We start from the raw sequence: 16,156 nt of genomic DNA, 5'->3' as shown, positions 1-16,156 counted from the left end.
GGGCCGGTGCCGCCGGCGCCGGTGTCGCCGGCGCGGGTCAGCGGGTGGCGTGACGGCTGACGACCACCAGCATGGCTTCGAGCGCCATGGCCGGCGACACGTTGGCCTCGATGCGGCGGCGGGCCAGGGCGATCGCGTCGAGGACGGCCAGGGTCGCGGCCGGGGTGGAAGCGGTCGCCGCGGCGTCGAGCTGTGCCCGGATGGCCTCGTTGATGGGCTGCTCGTCGACGCCCAGCTGCAGCAGCAGGACGTCGCGGTACAGCGAGAGGAGGTCGACCATGATGCGATCGATCCCGTCGCGGAGGCTCCGGGTCGCTCGGCGTTTCTGGTCGTCCTCGAGGGCGCGCAGTTGGCTCCGCAACGCCGGAGGCACGGTGCCACCCGGCTCGACGCCCAGGGAGCGCAGGGCGCTCGCCCGTTCTTCGGCGTCACGCTCTTCCGTGATCGCCTTGGCGTCGTCGCCCGCCACCGCGAGCAGGGTCGCCGCCGCGATGACGGCGTCCGAGACGCTGCGGATGCCCAGGGCGGTCTCGAGGGTCTGACGACGTCGCGACCTCGCCGAGGAGTCGAGCGCCAGGCGCCGCGCCATGCCGATGTGGCTCTGGGCCTCCCGGGCCGCCACGAGGGCGATCTCCGACTCCACCCCGTCGCGGTCCTCGAGGAGCGCGGCGACGTCGGCCACGGCGGGCATGCGGAGGCGCACGCTGCGGACGCGGGAGCGGATCGTCGGGATGAGGTCGGCCTCGCTCGGGGCGCACAGCAGCCAGACCGTCCGGGGTGGCGGCTCCTCGAGCGCCTTGAGCAGGAGGTTCGAGGTCCGCTCGGTCATGCGGTCGGCGTCCTCGATGACGACCACCCGGTAGCGACCCACCGACGGCGAGAACTGGCTCGCCGCGACCAGGGACCGGACCTCGTCGATCGTGATGATGATGCGTTCCGTGCTGAGGACCGCGAGGTCGGGATGCGACCTCGCGGCGACCTGCCGGAGGGTCGCCTCCTCGTCGGCCGGCTCTCGTGAGAGCAACGCGGCCGCGAAGGCGTAGGCGAGGTTGGAGCGACCCGAGCCGGGCGGGCCGGTGATGAGCCACGAATGGGTCATCGAGGCGTTGCCGGGCTGGGTGGAAGCCGCCGCTGTCAACGCCTCGATGGCGTCGGGCTGACCCGTGAGGTGTTCCCAGAGGGGCATGGTCAGCGTGCGCCCTCGACTCGAGGGCCTACCCCGCCGGTCACTCGGCCGCCGGGGCCTTCGGGGCCGGCGTCTTCGCAGCCGGCGCCTTCTTCGCCGCGGTGGTCGTCTTGGCGGTGGCCGTCTTCGCGGTGGTGGCCTTCTTGGCCGGTGCCTTGGCCGTGGTGGCCTTCTTGGCGGGTGCCTTCTTGGCCGGAGCCTTCTTGGCGGCCGCCTTGGGTTTGGCCGGACCCTTGGCCCGCTTGTCGGCGAGCAGCTGGACGGCGCGGTCGAAGTCGACCTCTTCCACCGTCTCGCCCCGCGGGATGGTCGCGTTCGTCTCGCCGTCGGTGACGTACGGGCCGAACCGGCCGTCCTTCACCTTGATGGGCTTGCCGCTCACGGGATCGGCCTCGAACTCCTTCAGGGCGCTGCTGGCCTTGCGGGCACCGTACTTCGGCTGGGCGTAGAGCTCGAGCGCCCCGGGCAGGTCGATCTCGAAGATCTGGTCCTCGCTCGTCAACGACCGGGTGTCGGTGCCCTTCTTGAGGTAGGGGCCGTAGCGCCCGTTCTGCGCCTGGATCTCGACGCCGCTCTCGGGGTCGGTGCCGACGGTCCGGGGCAGGTCGAGCAGCCGCAGCGCCGTGTCGAGGTCGACCGTGTCGACGCCCATGCTCTTGAAGAGCGACGCCGTGCGTTCTTTCGGAGCGGCGGTCTTCTTGGCGGGGGCCTTCTTCGCCGGAGCCTTCTTGGCCCCGGTCGTGGTCGCGGCGGCGGCGGCGGACGACGGCTCGGTCACCTCTCCCGTCGCCGGGTCGGCCGTGATCTCGTCGGTCGCCGACTCGGGGGTCCGTTCGGTCACGTACGGGCCGAAGCGGCCGTCCTTCGCGATGACCTCCTTGCCCGTCTCGGGGTTCAGACCCAGTACGCGGTCGCCGACGACGGGGGCGTCGATGAGCTCGCGTGCCTTCTCGGCCGTCAACTCGTCGGGAGCGAGGTCCTCGGGCACGTTGACCCGACGGGGCGTCTCGGGGTCGTCGCCCGGCGCCTCGAGGTAGGGGCCGTAGCGACCGATGCGCAGGGTCACGCCGTCGGCGAGCACGATGGAGTTGATGTCGCGCGCGTCGATCTCGCCCAGGTTGTCGATGACCTTGCGGAGACCACGGTGCGACTCGTTGCCGAAGTAGAAGCCGTTCAACCAGTCCACGCGGTCGGCGTCACCACCGGCGATGAGGTCGAGGTCGTCCTCCATGCTGGCCGTGAAGTCGTACTCGACCAGGTCGGCGAAGTAGTCCTCGAGCAGACGGACCACCGAGAAGGCGATCCAGTTCGGGACGAGGGCCGTTCCGCGAGGGGTGACGTAGCCACGGTCGACGATGGTCGACATGATGGCGGCGTAGGTCGAGGGGCGTCCGATGCCGAGCTCTTCCAGGGTCTTGACGAGGCTCGCCTCGGTGTAGCGCGGCGGTGCCGACGTGTCGTGGCCCTTCGCCTCGACCTCGTCGAGGCCGAGCGCCTGACCGGCGGTCAGCGGGGGCAGCTTGGCCTCGGCCGGCTCGGCTGCTCCGTGGCGGTCCTCGTCACGCCCCTCTTCGTAGGCGTTGAGGAACCCGCGGAAGGTGATCACCGTGCCGGACGCGGCGAACTCGGCGAGCGTCCCGGCGGCGGCGCGGGGCGCGATGCCCTCGACGAGCCCCGAGGTCGTCGCCGAGACGACGACCGAGGCGGTCGAGCCCTTGGCGTCCGCCATCTGCGAGGCGACCGTGCGCTTCCAGATGAGGTCGTAGAGCTTCCAGTCGTTGCCCCGCAGGACGTTCTGCATCTCGGACGGCGTCTTGAAGGTGTCGCCCGACGGACGGATGGCCTCGTGCGCCTCCTGGGCGTTCTTGCTCTTGCCCGTGTACAGCCGGGGCTTGTCGGGGACGGTGTCGGACCCGTAGAGCTTGGCCGCCTGGCTGCGCGCCGCACCGATCGCCTGCTGCGACAGCGCCGGCGAGTCGGTGCGCATGTAGGTGATGTGGCCGTTCTCGTAGAGCGACTGCGCGACGCTCATGGTCTGTCGGGCCGAGAAGCGCAGTTTGCGCGCTGCCTCCTGTTGGAGGGTCGACGTCGTGAAGGGAGCCGCCGGTCGGCGGGTGTAGGGCTTCGAGTCCACCGAGCCGACGACGATCTCGACGTCCGACGAACCCAGCGCCTCGGCGAGCGCCCGCGAGGCCGCCTCGTCGAGCGCGACGGCATCGTTCTTCAAGCGGCCCCGGTCGTCGAAGTCGCGCCCCGCGGCCACGCGTCCTCCGTTGACGCGGACGAGGCGTGACCCGAAGGCGACCTTCGACTCCCCCTCGGCCGCGACGGGCTCGAAGGTCGCGGTGAGGTCCCAGTAGGAGGCGGAGACGAAGGCGAGGCGTTCACGCTCGCGGTCGACGACGAGACGGGTCGCCGCCGACTGTACGCGCCCGGCCGAGAGACCGGGGCCGACCTTGCGCCACAGCACGGGCGAGACCTCGTAGCCGTAGAGGCGGTCGAGGATGCGACGGGTCTCTTGCGCATCGACCAGGGCGGTGTCGAGGTCGCGGGTGTTCTCCTGCGCCTTCTGGATGGCGTCCTTCGTGATCTCGTGGAAGACCATGCGCTTGACCGGCACCTTGGGCTTGAGCTCTTGCAGGAGGTGCCACGCGATGGCCTCGCCCTCGCGGTCCTCGTCTGTCGCGAGGTAGAGCTCGTCGGCGTTCTTCAGCGCGCGCTTGAGGTCGGAGACCGTCTTCTTCTTGGCGTCCGAGACGACGTAGTAGGGCTCGAAGCCGTTCTCGACGTCGACGGAGAACTTGCCCATCGACCCCTTCTTCAGCTCAGCCGGGAGGTTCTTGGGCTCGACGAGGTCGCGGATGTGACCGACGGAGGCCAGCACCTCGTATCCGTCGCCGAGGTACTGCCCGATCGTCTTGGCCTTGGCGGGCGACTCGACGATGACCAGTTTCTTCGTGCCTGGCACGGGACTCCTTGGGTGGTGGTGCGGCGACCCGGTCCGACGGACCGGGCGAGGGGCTGCAGGGCGAGGACGGGGTGCTCGATCGCTCCCACCGACCCCGAGGAACGTCGGGAGCCGTGCAGCCGACAGCCACACCATACACACCCGACGCCCGGGCCCCCTTCACGGGCCGCCGCCCCGGGACGGGGCCGTCGCGGGCGGCGGACCGGCGGTCGCCCGGGCCCCGACGTCGAGGGGACCGAAGGTCGTCGAGACCTCCACCGTGACCTCCGCACCCGCGACGACGCAGGCCGAGAGAGAGACGCCGTTCGCCTCGGCGGTCGCGGCGGCGCGGTCGCAGGCGGCACCGACGACGGCCCCCGACAGGGCGTCGGCTGCGGCGAGCGCCGACGCGTCGGCCGCCCCGGCCGTGCGCGACCGGACCGCGAGGGCCGAGTGCGATCCGACGAGAGCGACGGCGAGGACGGTGATCGTCACGAGCCCGCCGGCCGCCAGCACGCTCGAGCTGCCGCGGTCGCTCCCGAGGAGCTGGCGGAGGGTCATCCCCCGGCCCGCGGTGCGCAGCTGCGGGAGGCCAACGCGACCTCGCCGACGAGACCGAGCCGTACCTGCCGGCGGAGGTCGACGCAGACGAGGTCGGCGGTGACGAACTCGGACACCGCCGCGCCCGGCGCGAGCCGGGCGAGGGTCGAGCCCACCGAACCACGGTCGCCCCGGGCGGTCTGCCGGGCGACCACGGCGGCGGCGTCGGCGAGGCGGACCGACTGCGAGGTCACGCCCAGGCTCGCCGCGACGAACGAGACGACCAGGATCAGGGCGGGCATCGTCATCGCGAACTCGACCGTCGCGCTTCCCCTCTCGTCGTCCACTCGACGGAGGAGACGGACGAGGCGCGCACGGACCCCGGTCGTCACGGCGATCACCCGACCGACAGGGCGGACCGGACCAGGTCGGAGAGGATGCTCCGGACCTCGTCCGACCTCATGATCGTGACGAGCAGGCCGGCGAAGCCCACCGCGGCCATGATCACGATGGCGTACTCGGCCGTGGCGGCACCGTCGTCGGCCCGGGCGACGCGACGCGCGACCGAGGCGAGGCGGCCGAACGGGGCGAGGCGGCCGGCCGGGGAGGCACGGCGAGCTGGGGACGGAGGGCCTGACGTGCGGACGGCGGGCGACGGGGTCTCGGCAACGGTCATGATGTTCCTCTCGTGGGTGTCGGCACCTCATCGGTGACGTTCCGAGCCTGGCGGCATTCCGCGGACGGCTCGCAGACGTCGCACCGTGCTGGGGACGACCGATCACCAGGAACCCGCTGTGGACGACACGAGCGAGACGACCAGCGGCACGACCCCGATGACCAGGAACGCCGGCAGGATGCACACGCCGAGCGGCAGCATCAGGGTGACGCCGAGGCGGCCCGCGGCGGCCTGGGCGGCCGTCCGGGCCTCCAGCCGCAGCTCGCGGGCCTCGGACCGCAGGAGCAGCCCCGCCGATGCCCCCGCACGACGGGACAGGTCGAGGACCGCCTCGCACCGACGCCGCTCGACCCGGTCGGCGGACTCGCCGACCGGGCCCGCGCCTCCTGGTGGCTCGGTGACAGCGGCCTCGATCCCGCACGAGACGATCGCCTCGTCGACGGTGGCGAGGCCCGCCGACCACGAGGCTCCCCCGGACAACGCCACGGCGAGGAGTTCGGGGCGCAGGCCCGGCACCCTCGACGACGGGAGGGCGCCGCGCACGAGTCGGGCGTTCCACCGACGGGCGACCATCACGAGTCCTCCGGCGACGCCGACGCACGCCCAACCGATCGGGGTGCCGACGAGCACCGCACCGGTGTCGAAGCCCAGCCCCAGGGAGAAGAGGAGGCCCACCGGCGGGAGGGCGAGGACCACGTTCGCGGTCGCCCGTGGCCCGCTCAGGGCGACCTGGACGTCACGGCGCGCCTCGTCGGCCGCCCGGAGGGCCGACACGAGGGAGTGGAGGCAATCGGCCATCGGGGCCCCGCTCGTCTCGGCCACGCGCCAGGCGCAGGCGACCTGCCTCCAGGTGCGGTCGTGCCCGTCGGGGTCCTGGGCGCCCTCGAAGGGGCGGGTGTCGAGCCAGGACACGAGGCTCGTCGACACCGCGACGCCGTCGCCGCCGTCGAGCGCGACCGCCTCGGCGAGCCGTCGGATTGCGCCCGGGGGTTCGACCGCGCCGACGTGGCCCCAGGCCCTCGCGGGCGCGACCCCTGCACCGATGAGGACGGCGAGGCGTTCGACCAGGACGGCGGCCGGCGTGAGTCGTGACCGCCGCGTCCTCCGGCGCCCGGGGCCCCGGCCCCCGGGACGACGGCCCGGACCACCGGTCACCCCCGTGACCCCGTCCGCGCGACCAGGCGCCCCTCGGGCGTCACCGCGAGATGGCCGATCTCGGCGAGCCTCCGACGACCGCCGCGTCGCTCGAGGTGGAACACGGCGTCGATCGCGCTGACGGCCTGCCGGGCGAGTGCGTCCACCCCGAGCCCGGCGAGTGCTCCGAGCGCCTCGAGTCGTGCGGGGACGTCGTCCAGACCGTTGGCGTGGACCGTGCCCGCGCCTCCGTCGTGCCCGGTGTTCAGGGCCGAGAGGAGGTCGCGGATCTCCGGCCCGCGGACCTCACCCACGACGAGACGGTCGGGTCGCATCCGCAGCGCCTCGCGGACGAGACGGGACAGGTCGACTCCACCCGCTCCCTCGAGATTGGGCTGCCGCGTCTCGAGCGCCACGACGTGTGGATGGCGTGGCCGCAACTCGGCGACGTCCTCGATGGTCACGATGCGGTCGGAGACGGGAGCCTCGGACAACAGTGCGGCGAGGAACGTGGTCTTCCCGGCCCCGCCCGACCCGCTGACCAGGACGTTGGCACGGCGCTCCACGCAGCCGGTCACCGCCTCGAGGGCCCCCGCGGGGAAGAACCCCCGACGATCGAGGTCGAGGAGCGACATCGACTCGACCCGGGGCACCCGGATCGAGATCGCCGTCCCCGCGACCGCCAGCGGAGGCAGGACGACGTGGACCCGGAGACCGTCACCCAGGCGCACGTCGACGCACGGACTCGACTCGTCGACGTGGCGTCCCCCGAGCGAGACCAGGCGCACCGCGACCTGCCGAGCCGAGGCCTCGGAGAGATGGACGCTCGTCTCGGGCTCGGCCCCGTCGCCGCGATCGACCCAGACGCCCACGCCGCCGGTCACGAAGACGTCGGTGACGGCCGGATCGTCGAGGAGGCGCCCCAGGGGCCCGAATGCGGAACGCTCGGGTCGCGCAAGGCGTCCTTGTACCCCGAATCGAGCGTCTGTACCCCGGTCCATGCCGAGCGCCGGAACGGGAGGCAGGGTGAAGCGGGACGGAGGGTGACGGAGGGTGAGGGACGGGTGACCGGCGGTGTCGAGCTGAGGCGCGGAGAACATGGTCCCGACCGTAGGGAGCGCCCGGGCGGCACAGACAGATCGGTAGAGCACCGTGGGGACGGATCGTCGATGAACGCCCTTGGGGACGAGCCGTCCATCCACCCGGGCGACCGCCGGGTTAAAAGAGAGGGGCGGCACCGGTTGGGGGGAACCGGTGCCGCCACGTGCGCCGGGCGATTGGGGGGAATCAGCACGACGCACGTCGGAATTGAATCCGACTCGCCAAGTGTACCCCAGGTCGGCTCCGGAACACCACGTCGTCCGGCCGCCGCGCGCGCGCGGCCCGCCCTTGCCCGGTGGGACCTCCGGAGTAAGGTCGTCGGCGCGGCTCCGAGCCGCGGTTCACGCAACGACGCGAGAGGACTTCCGATGCTCGACGGCACCGACGACCGACCCACCGAAGGACGCACCTTCGCCCCGCCTGCCGACTTCGCCCGGACGGCCGTCGCCGGCTCGGACCTCGCCGGACGAGCCGCCGCCGACCGCCTCGCCTTCTGGGGCGAGCAGGCCCGCGAGCGGCTGGGGTGGGACCGGGTCCCGACCGAGACGCTCGACTGGTCGGACGCGCCCTTCGCCCGGTGGTTCGCCGACGGAACGCTGAACGTCGCCTACAACTGCCTCGATCGTCACGTCGAGGCAGGGCACGGGGATCGCGTCGCGCTGCACTGGGAGGGCGAGCCCGGCGACGCCCGCTCGGTGACCTACGCCGAGCTCACCGACGAGGTCAAGCGCGCGGCGAACCTGCTGCTGTCACTCGGCGTACAGGCGGGCGACCGCGTCGTCGTCTACCTCCCGCAGATCCCGGAGGCCGTGGTGACCATGCTCGCCGTGGCCCGGATCGGGGCGGTCCACTCGGTCGTCTTCGGCGGCTTCAGCGCCGAGAGCCTGCGCGCGCGCATCGACGACGCCGGTGCCCGCCTGGTCGTCACGGCGGACGGAGGCTGGCGCAAGGGAGCGGTCTCCCCGCTCAAGGCCGCCGTGGACGAGGCCCTGGCGGTGGACGGCGACTCGACGGTCGAGCACGTCCTCGTCGTCCGACGAGGCGGCAACGACGTCGACTGGACCGACGGCCGCGACGTCTGGTGGCACGACGCGATCGAGACCGTGGACGCCGAACACGTCGCCGAACCGTTCGAGGCCGAGCACCCGCTCTTCATCCTGTACACGAGCGGCACGACCGGGAAGCCCAAGGGCATCCTGCACACCTCCGGGGGCTACCTCACGCAGGTCGCCTACAGCCACTCCGTCGTCTTCGACCTGCACCCCGAGACCGACGTCTACTGGTGCACGGCGGACGTCGGCTGGATCACCGGGCACAGCTACGTCGTCTACGGCCCGCTCGCCAACGGTGCGACGCAGGTGCTCTACGAGGGCACCCCCGACTTCCCCGCACCGGGCCGCTGGTGGGACCTCGTCGAGAAGTACGGGGTGACGATCTTCTACACCGCGCCGACGGCCATCCGGGGCTTCATGAAGTCCGGGAGGGAGATCCCGGCGGCCCGCGACCTGACGTCCCTGCGCCTCCTGGGGTCGGTCGGCGAGCCCATCAACCCGGAGGCCTGGCTGTGGTTCCGCGAGGTGATCGGTGCCGGCCGGACGCCCATCGTCGACACGTGGTGGCAGACCGAGACGGGTGCGCAGATGATCTCGGCGCTGCCGGGTGTCACCACCACCAAGCCCGGATCGGCCCAGACCCCCCTGCCGGGCATCTCGGTCGACGTGGTCGACGACCACGGCACCCCGGTGGCGAACGGCGAGAGCGGCCTCCTGGTCGTGTCCGAGCCGTGGCCGTCGATGCTGCGAGGCATCTGGGGTGACCCCGACCGCTACGTCGAGACGTACTGGAGCCGCTTCGGCGACCGCTACTTCGCCGGCGACGGTGCCCGCCGCGACGAGGACGGCGACATCTGGCTGCTCGGCCGGGTCGACGACGTGATGAACGTCTCGGGTCACCGTCTGTCGACCGCCGAGATCGAGTCGGCCCTCGTGTCGCACCCGATCGTCGCCGAGTCGGCGGTCGTCGGTGCCGCCGACGAGACCACCGGTCAGGCGGTGGTCGCCTTCGTCATCCTGCGGAACAAGGCGAGGACGACGCAGACCCCCGAGGAGGCGGTGGCCACCCTGCGCGCGCACGTCGCCCACCAGATCGGCGCGATCGCGCGACCGCGCACCGTGGTGCTCGTCGACGAGCTGCCGAAGACGCGCTCGGGCAAGATCATGCGCCGCCTGCTGAGGGACGTGGCGGAGGGCCGCGAGGTCGGCGACACGACCACGCTGGCGGACACGTCGGTCATGTCGGTGATCACCGCCGAGATGCGCTGACCCCGGCGCGACGACGGCCCCTCCTCGTCGAGAGGAGGGGCCGTCGTCACGACCGGACGAGGAGGCGCGTCAGCGGACCTCGAGGACGAGTTCGACCTCGACCGGCGAGTCGAGCGGCAGCACCGCGACCCCGACGGCGCTCCGGGCGTGACGCCCGGCCTCGCCGAAGATCTGGCCCAGGAGGTCGGACGCGCCGTTGATCACCCCGGGCTGGCCGGAGAAGCCGGGATCGGAGGCGACGAAACCGGTCAGCTTGACGACGCGGAGGACGTCGTCGAGCGAGTCGAGCACCGTCGCCGCGGCGGCCAGGGCGTTCAGCACGCAGGTCGCGGCCAGCGCCTGCGCGTCGGCGGGCTCGACCAGCCCGTGACCGTCACCCACCTTGCCCGTGGTCGGCAGCCGACCGTCGACGAACGGCAGCTGCCCCGCCGTGTAGACGAGCGACCCCGTGCGGAGGGCAGGGACGTACGAGCCCGCGGGTGCCGCGACGGGAGGGAGGACGAGACCGAGCTCGGCCAGGCGCTCGTCGACCGTCGTCATCAGGCGTCCTGCCGAGGGCGCTTCAGCCACGCGACGGGACCACCCTCGGGCCCCTGGGTCACCTGGACGAGTTCCCATCCGTCGGAGCCCCAGTTGTTGAGGATCGCCGTGCTGTTGTGCACCAGCAGGGGCGTCGTCGTGTACTCCCAAAGGACCATTTCGGCTTCCGTTCAGCTTGAAAATCGGCGATGTCGCTTACCCTGATCCTATGTCTGCCCAAAAATCGAAGCCCACGTCAGCCATCGGGGCACTCTTCGGATTCGTCGGCTTCAGCGTCCTGGCCGGCCTCCTGGTGACCATCGGCGTGACACCGGCCATCGCGGTCGCCGGCATGACGGCCTCGAGTTCGATCGGCGTCTTCGAGTCGATCCCCGAGTACATCGAGATCGGCAAGCTGCAGCAGCGCAACACGCTGTACGCGACCCAGGGCGGGCAGCAGGTCCCCTTCGCGACCCTCTACAGCGAGAACCGCGTCGAGCTCTCGTGGGACGAGGTCAGCCCGAACCTCAAGACCGCCGTCGTCGCCGGCGAGGACCGTCGCTTCTACGAGCACGGCGGCGTCGACGTCACCTCGCTCGTGCGCGCGGCCGTGGGCTCCGCAGGCGCCGGCGAGTTGGGCGCGAGCGGTGGCGGCTCGACCCTGACGATGCAGCTCGTCCGCAACATCCGCATCGCGCAGTCGCAGCAGCTGCCGACGGCGGACGAGCGCGACGCCGCCTACAAGGAGGCGACCACCACGACCCTCGACCGCAAGCTGGAAGAGATGAAGTTCGCGATCGGGCTCGAGAAGAAGTACAGCAAGGACGACATCCTCCTGGCGTACCTCAACATCGCGTACTTCGGCGACCAGACCTACGGCGTGCAGGCCGCCGCCCAGCACTACTACAACAAGAGCGCGGCCGACCTGACGGTCCCCGAGGCCGCGAGCCTCATCGCGATCGTCCAGTACCCGGACTCGCGCAACATGTCGACGCCCGAGAAGTACCCGGCCAACAAGGCCCGGCGCGACGTCATCATCAAGTCGATGCTCGCCGAGAAGGACATCGACCAGGCGACGGCCGACGCCTCTCTGGCCACGCCCGTCGAGAGCTACGTCGTCCTCACGGCGCCCACGCAGGGCTGCGGCGCGGTCACGGTCCCCTCGGCCGCCTACTTCTGCGACTACGTGAAGAAGAGCATCAAGGACCTCGCCGTCCTGGGCTCGTCTCCTGAGGAACGCCAGGCCAACTGGAACACCGGTGGTTACGACGTCTACACGACGCTGAACCTCGACCTCAACGAGAACGCCAAGGCGCAGGTCGACAAGTACGCTCCGGCCAGCGAGGCCAACTTCCAGCTGGGCAGCGTGGTCGACAGCGTCGAGGCCGGTACCGGCCGCGTCGTCGTGATGGCACAGAACACCACGTTCTCCGAGACGTCGAGCCCCGACCGCACCCTCACCTCGGTGAACTACAGCACCGACCGGGACTACGGCGGATCGATCGGCTTCCAGCCCGGTTCGACCTACAAGCCCTTCACCCTCATCGACTGGCTCGAGCAGGGGCACGGCATCTACGAGAGCGTCAACGCCAAGCCGCGGACGTTCAACATGACCATCGACGGCAGCCGGGGCAACAAATACGCCCCCAAGAACGACGCGGGCGAGCAGCCCGGCCAGATGAGCGTCGCGGACGCGACGGCCAAGTCGATGAACACGGCCTACGCGGCCATGGCCGAGAAGCTCGACATCGCCGACATCAACGGCGTCGCGAAGAAGCTCGGCGTTCACCGTGCCGACGGGGGCGAGATGCACGACTTCGCGTCGTCGATCCTCGGCACCGCCGACGAGATCGCGCCGCTGACCATGGCGACCGCATACGCCGGGATCGCCGCGGGCGGCGTCTACTGCTCGCCGATCATCGTGGACAACATCAAGGACGACAAGGGTGTCGACCTCGGCGGCCAGCCGCAGTCGTGCAGCCAGGTCGTCGACCCCCAGGTCGCCGCGGCCGCCGCGGTGGCCATGCAGGGCCTCTGGCGGAACGGCACCGGCGTCGGCGGCCTCCCGGCGGACGGCTACCCCGAGATCGGCAAGACCGGCACCACCGACCTCAAGGACCAGATCTGGATCATCGGCGCGACGTCGAAGATCGCCACGGCCGTGTGGCAGGGCGTCGCGGACGGCCCCAAGAAGAGCCTCCGCAGCTACAACTCCCCCAACCTGGCCGGCTCGACCAGCTACGCGACGGCCCGCGTGCAGTACTTCAAGGCCGTCCAGAGCGTCAACAACACCGTGTACCCGGGAGGCGCGTTCGGCGAGGCCTCGGGCGCGGTGCTCCGCGGTTCGGGCGTCGCCGTGCCCGACATGGCCGGCACGACGCCCTCGGCCGCCCAGGCGCTGCTGAGGGGCGTCTCCCTGGTCTACGCGGACGGTGGCACCCAGCCGTCGGCCCTGCCCGCGGGTCAGGTCATCGGCTCGGACCCCGCCGTGGGCAGCGTCGTGTCCAAGGGCACGACCGTGAAGGTCTTCACCAGCGACGGCAGCGGCGCAGCCGCGGTCCCGGACGTGACCCGGCAGAAGGTGGGCGACGCGGTCAAGTCGATCGGCGGAGCCGGGTTCGACGCGTCCAAGGTGTCCATCGCGGGCTTCACGCCCGGAGACGGGAAGAACGCCTGCCAGGTCGCCTCGACGAATCCTGCCGCCAACACGTCCGTCGCGAAGGACTCGGCCATCGGGCTGACCGTCTACGGCGACAGGGACGGCAACGACCCGGGCAACTGCGCGTGAGCCCACGGAGCACCGGCGGGCCGAGCGCCCTCCAGACGACGGCCGTGACCGCAGCAGCGGGCGCGGCCGTCGGCCTCGGGGCGCTGGCCTGGGGCGTGTTCGTCGAACGCAACCGGTTCACCGTGCGGCACGAGGTGTTGCCCGTCCTCGAGCCCGGCTCCCGGACGCTGACGATCCTGCACCTGTCCGACCTGCACCTCGCACCCTGGCAGGCCGAGAAGCAGGAATGGATCCGCGGCCTCGCCGTGCTCGAACCCGATCTCATCGTCAACACGGGCGACAACATCGGCCACGAGGACGCCCACACCGCGCTCGAGTACGCCCTCGAGCCCTTCCGAGGCGTCCCCGGGGTCTTCGTCAACGGCTCCAACGACTACTACGGACCCTCCCCCAAGAACCCCCTGGCCTACTTCGGCGGCCCGAGCAAGGCCCACCGCACGCCCGTCGACCTCGACGTCGACCGGATGCAGTCGTTCTTCACCGACCAGCTCGGCTGGCTCGACCTGAACAACAGGGCCCGTGCGCTCGAGATCCGAGGCTCGCGCCTCGAACTCTTCGGGGTCAACGACGCCCACCGCGGCTGGGACCGCCTCGACCGCATCCCCGGTGCCCTCGACGACCTCCGCGAGAACGTGGGCTGGCAGGACGACCACGGTGGACCCGAGCCCATCAGCATCGGCGTCACCCATGCGCCGTACCAACGCGTGCTCAACTCCTTCGTCAACAACGGTGCCGACGTCATCTTCGGCGGGCACACCCACGGCGGACAGGTCCAGGTGCCCGGCTACGGTGCCCTCGTCACCAACTGCGACCTGCCGCGCAGCAAGGTCAGCGGTCTGACGACCTGGAGCCACGCCCGCAAGACCGCACACCTCGAGATCTCGGCCGGTCTGGGCACCTCGATCTACGCCCCCGTGCGGTTCTCGTGCCGCCCCGAAGCCGTGATCGTGACCCTGACGGCCTGAGCACGACCGGAGTGACACGAGCAGGCCCGAACATGGGCTATTCTTGTCAGGTTGCTTCACGTGAGAACGCGAAGACATCGGGGTGTGGCGCAGCTTGGTAGCGCGCCTCGTTCGGGACGAGGAGGTCGTGGGTTCGAATCCCGCTACCCCGACCACAAACAAATGGCTCCACCTTCGGGTGGAGCCATTTGTTTCTCTGTGCTCGTTGGTTCGCCCTGAGGGCGACACGAATCGGCGCCACCTTCGGGTAGGGCCGGTTTCTTCTCGTGTTCGCCGCTTCGCCGGTTCGCCCTCGGGCGACACCGGTCAGGCGAGGCGGCCGCCGGACTCGGCGAGATAGCAGGCACCGCAGAGCGACTCGTATGTCACCTGCTGACCGTCGATGGCGACCTGGTCGCCGTCGAACACGAAGCGGTCACCGACCGTGCGCGCCGTGAAGACCGCCTTGCGACCGCAGCGGCAGATCGTCTTGAGCTCTTCGAGCGAATGGGCCACCTCGAGCAGTCGCCGACTACCGGGGAAGGCCACCGTGCGGAAGTCCGTCCGGATGCCGTAGGCCAGTACGGGGACGTCGTCGAGGATCGCGATGCGCAAGAGGTCGTCGATCTGGTGCGGCGCCAGGAACTGCGCCTCGTCGACGAGCAGACAGGCCAGGCTCGACCCGGTCTCGGCCCGGACGGCGTCGCGGCGGGCCGAGAAGACCTGGCGGACCTCGTCGTCGGGGGCGAAGGTGACGTCCGCGGCCCGGGTCACGCCCAGCCGCGAGACGATGGCGTCGTCACCCTTGGTGTCGACGCCCGGCTTGGCGAGCAGGACCCGCTGACCGCGTTCTTCGTAGTTGTACGCCGCCTGCAGCAGAGCCGTGCTCTTGCCGCTGTTCATCGCGCCGTAGCGGAAGTAGAGCTTGGCCACTACTGCAGGTAACCGTCTTCGGCGGCCCGACGGATGAGCTCGGACTTCTTGCTGGCCGGACGGTTGGCCTTGGCGTACTTCTCGCGGACGCGCCGGAGGAAGGTCTTCGCCGTCTCGTACTGAACGTTCATCTGCGCGGCGACCTCGTTGGTGCTGAAGCCCGAGACGTACAACCGGAACGCCTCGGCCTCGCCGGCGCTGAGCTTGGGCCGGGTCTGGTTCGCGGCGCCGGCCGGCAGGGGACGCCAGTCGCGCTGCGGGGAGTTGTCTCGGGCCACGCCCATGACCTGGCGGGCCGCGTCCATCACCTCGCGCATGGGCAGGGTCTTCGACAGGAACGCCGACGCTCCCGCCTCGAGGGCACGCTCGCGGGACTCGCGGGTGTCGAGACTGGACAGCACGACGACCTTGGCCCCGGCGGCCCGGCAGGTGCGCACGCGGGCCTCGATCGAGACGGGCTCTTTCAACTGGAAGTCGAGGAAGACGAGGTCGGTCGGGAAGTTGTCGCTGTGCACCAGCTGCAGCCAGGTGTGAGCCGTCAGGACGAGGTCGAAGTCGTAGGCGTTGACGTTGATCCAGCTGCTGAGGCTGTCGAGGAGCACCTCGTGGTCGTCGAGGATCGCGAGCCGGACGCGACGAGCGGGCGGTGCCTCGGAACCCGGGCCGACGGTGGCCCAGGAAGGTGATGCGACGGGCCTCCCGAAGCCCGGACGGTGGGACGAGCGGCCGCTCGGCTCAGTGCTGGTCATAAGAAAACCTTAGTGTCAGAAGCGACGGCGCCCGGTCGACCCGCAGGTCGCCCGAGACGAGGCGCAGCACGGTCAGACAGGGGGCGAGCGACCGTCGTGCGGCGACGGCCGAGGCCCGGCACGCGAGCTCGATCGTGACGCCCACCCGCGCCTCCTCGGCCTCGAGCAGGACCCGGAGCGAGCGGACGTCGGCGGCCTCGACGTCGTCCACCGTCGCGACGAGGGCCCAGAGGGCGGTGCGGTGCCCGGGGCCCAGGAGATCGGCGAGCCGGTCGGGGTCGACGACCTCGGCGGGCACCCGGCGGCCGGGCGCGGCGA

The 16,156-nt window shown here is 71.1% G+C and carries 15 protein-coding genes and 1 tRNA gene; 4 read left to right on the top strand and 12 right to left on the bottom strand.

The annotated features are described in order from the left end of the window. Positions 1-37: 37 nt before the first annotated feature. The 7 genes from IFT36_RS10820 to IFT36_RS10790 all read right to left on the bottom strand — a co-directional run bounded on the left by IFT36_RS10820 (position 38) and on the right by IFT36_RS10790 (position 7,583). Entirely contained in the window at positions 38-1,186 is a 1,149-nt protein-coding gene (locus IFT36_RS10820) for a DNA polymerase III subunit delta' (RefSeq protein ID WP_200413110.1), read from the bottom strand. A 40-nt stretch (positions 1,187-1,226) separates the two neighbouring features. Then, the gene (topA, locus tag IFT36_RS10815; protein ID WP_056046450.1) at positions 1,227-4,154 is read right to left on the bottom strand and encodes a type I DNA topoisomerase; all 2,928 of its coding nucleotides are present in this window, start codon (positions 4,152-4,154) and stop codon (positions 1,227-1,229) included. 159 nt (positions 4,155-4,313) lie between these two features. After that, positions 4,314-4,694: an Rv3654c family TadE-like protein gene (locus IFT36_RS10810; protein WP_082460301.1), complete on the bottom strand. Its 381-nt coding sequence runs from the start codon at positions 4,692-4,694 to the stop codon at positions 4,314-4,316. Further along, positions 4,691-5,065: a TadE family type IV pilus minor pilin gene (locus IFT36_RS10805; protein WP_200413109.1), complete on the bottom strand. Its 375-nt coding sequence runs from the start codon at positions 5,063-5,065 to the stop codon at positions 4,691-4,693. Before IFT36_RS10805 ends, IFT36_RS10810 begins: the two co-directional genes overlap by 4 nt. 5 nt (positions 5,066-5,070) lie before the next feature. Beyond that, on the bottom strand, positions 5,071-5,349 hold the full coding sequence (locus tag IFT36_RS10800; RefSeq protein WP_200413108.1) for a DUF4244 domain-containing protein: 279 nt from the start codon (positions 5,347-5,349) through the stop codon (positions 5,071-5,073). Between the two features lie 102 nt (positions 5,350-5,451). Further along, positions 5,452-6,504, bottom strand: a complete 1,053-nt coding sequence (locus IFT36_RS10795) for a type II secretion system F family protein (protein WP_200413107.1) — start codon at positions 6,502-6,504, stop codon at positions 5,452-5,454. After that, positions 6,501-7,583 (bottom strand): TadA family conjugal transfer-associated ATPase, encoded by a 1,083-nt coding sequence (locus tag IFT36_RS10790; RefSeq protein ID WP_082460302.1) that lies wholly within the window; start codon positions 7,581-7,583, stop codon positions 6,501-6,503. The genes IFT36_RS10795 and IFT36_RS10790 overlap by 4 nt, the downstream gene beginning before the upstream one ends. 369 nt (positions 7,584-7,952) lie before the next feature. Here IFT36_RS10790 and acs point away from each other — a divergent pair, with 369 nt between their 5' ends. Further along, positions 7,953-9,905, top strand: a complete 1,953-nt coding sequence (gene acs / locus IFT36_RS10785; protein ID WP_200413106.1) for an acetate--CoA ligase — start codon at positions 7,953-7,955, stop codon at positions 9,903-9,905. 69 nt (positions 9,906-9,974) lie between these two features. Here acs and IFT36_RS10780 read toward each other — a convergent pair whose 3' ends face one another. Then, a complete protein-coding gene (locus tag IFT36_RS10780) occupies positions 9,975-10,445 on the bottom strand; it encodes a RidA family protein (protein ID WP_056046459.1) in 471 nt (156 codons plus the stop codon). Beyond that, complete coding sequence (locus IFT36_RS10775; protein ID WP_167599048.1) at positions 10,445-10,603, bottom strand: DUF4177 domain-containing protein; 159 nt, start codon at positions 10,601-10,603, stop codon at positions 10,445-10,447. Before IFT36_RS10775 ends, IFT36_RS10780 begins: the two co-directional genes overlap by 1 nt. A 50-nt stretch (positions 10,604-10,653) precedes the next feature. Here IFT36_RS10775 and IFT36_RS10770 point away from each other — a divergent pair, with 50 nt between their 5' ends. From IFT36_RS10770 to IFT36_RS10760, 3 genes are all read left to right on the top strand, one after another. Further along, the gene (locus IFT36_RS10770) at positions 10,654-13,212 is read left to right on the top strand and encodes a transglycosylase domain-containing protein (RefSeq protein WP_082460303.1); all 2,559 of its coding nucleotides are present in this window, start codon (positions 10,654-10,656) and stop codon (positions 13,210-13,212) included. A 44-nt stretch (positions 13,213-13,256) separates the two neighbouring features. After that, positions 13,257-14,177, top strand: coding sequence for a metallophosphoesterase (locus IFT36_RS10765; RefSeq protein ID WP_200413105.1), 921 nt, complete (start codon positions 13,257-13,259; stop codon positions 14,175-14,177). A 78-nt stretch (positions 14,178-14,255) separates the two neighbouring features. After that, a tRNA-Pro gene (locus IFT36_RS10760) sits at positions 14,256-14,332 on the top strand. Between the two features lie 151 nt (positions 14,333-14,483). Here IFT36_RS10760 and IFT36_RS10755 read toward each other — a convergent pair. From IFT36_RS10755 to IFT36_RS10745, 3 genes are all read right to left on the bottom strand, one after another. After that, the gene (locus IFT36_RS10755; RefSeq protein ID WP_056046465.1) at positions 14,484-15,089 is read right to left on the bottom strand and encodes a thymidine kinase; all 606 of its coding nucleotides are present in this window, start codon (positions 15,087-15,089) and stop codon (positions 14,484-14,486) included. Next, positions 15,089-15,838, bottom strand: a complete 750-nt coding sequence (locus IFT36_RS10750; protein WP_082460304.1) for a response regulator transcription factor — start codon at positions 15,836-15,838, stop codon at positions 15,089-15,091. The genes IFT36_RS10755 and IFT36_RS10750 overlap by 1 nt, the downstream gene beginning before the upstream one ends. Beyond that, positions 15,825-16,156: hypothetical protein (locus IFT36_RS10745; RefSeq protein WP_374058393.1), on the bottom strand; the 332-nt coding region annotated here is incomplete at its 5' end. The genes IFT36_RS10750 and IFT36_RS10745, both read right to left, overlap by 14 nt.

The organism is Frigoribacterium sp. CFBP 13605 (assembly GCF_014839405.1).
In the GTDB taxonomy this organism is placed as follows: Bacteria; Actinomycetota; Actinomycetes; order Actinomycetales; family Microbacteriaceae; genus Frigoribacterium.
Note: the sequence above shows the minus strand (reverse complement) of the source record. Positions and strands in the feature narration are given on the sequence as shown.

Bases quoted from the DNA above. Each gene is read 5' to 3' on its own strand.
- IFT36_RS10775 (WP_167599048.1), bottom strand. From the start codon at position 10,603: ATGGTCCTTTGGGAGTACACGACGACGCCCCTGCTGGTGCACAACAGC.
- IFT36_RS10800 (WP_200413108.1), bottom strand. From the start codon at position 5,349: ATGACCGTTGCCGAGACCCCGTCGCCCGCCGTCCGCACGTCAGGCCCT.
- acs (WP_200413106.1), top strand. From the start codon at position 7,953: ATGCTCGACGGCACCGACGACCGACCCACCGAAGGACGCACCTTCGCC.
- IFT36_RS10810 (WP_082460301.1), bottom strand. From the start codon at position 4,694: ATGACCCTCCGCCAGCTCCTCGGGAGCGACCGCGGCAGCTCGAGCGTG.
- IFT36_RS10770 (WP_082460303.1), top strand. From the start codon at position 10,654: ATGTCTGCCCAAAAATCGAAGCCCACGTCAGCCATCGGGGCACTCTTC.
- IFT36_RS10820 (WP_200413110.1), bottom strand. From the start codon at position 1,186: ATGCCCCTCTGGGAACACCTCACGGGTCAGCCCGACGCCATCGAGGCG.
- IFT36_RS10750 (WP_082460304.1), bottom strand. From the start codon at position 15,838: ATGACCAGCACTGAGCCGAGCGGCCGCTCGTCCCACCGTCCGGGCTTC.
- IFT36_RS10780 (WP_056046459.1), bottom strand. From the start codon at position 10,445: ATGACGACGGTCGACGAGCGCCTGGCCGAGCTCGGTCTCGTCCTCCCT.
- IFT36_RS10790 (WP_082460302.1), bottom strand. From the start codon at position 7,583: ATGTTCTCCGCGCCTCAGCTCGACACCGCCGGTCACCCGTCCCTCACC.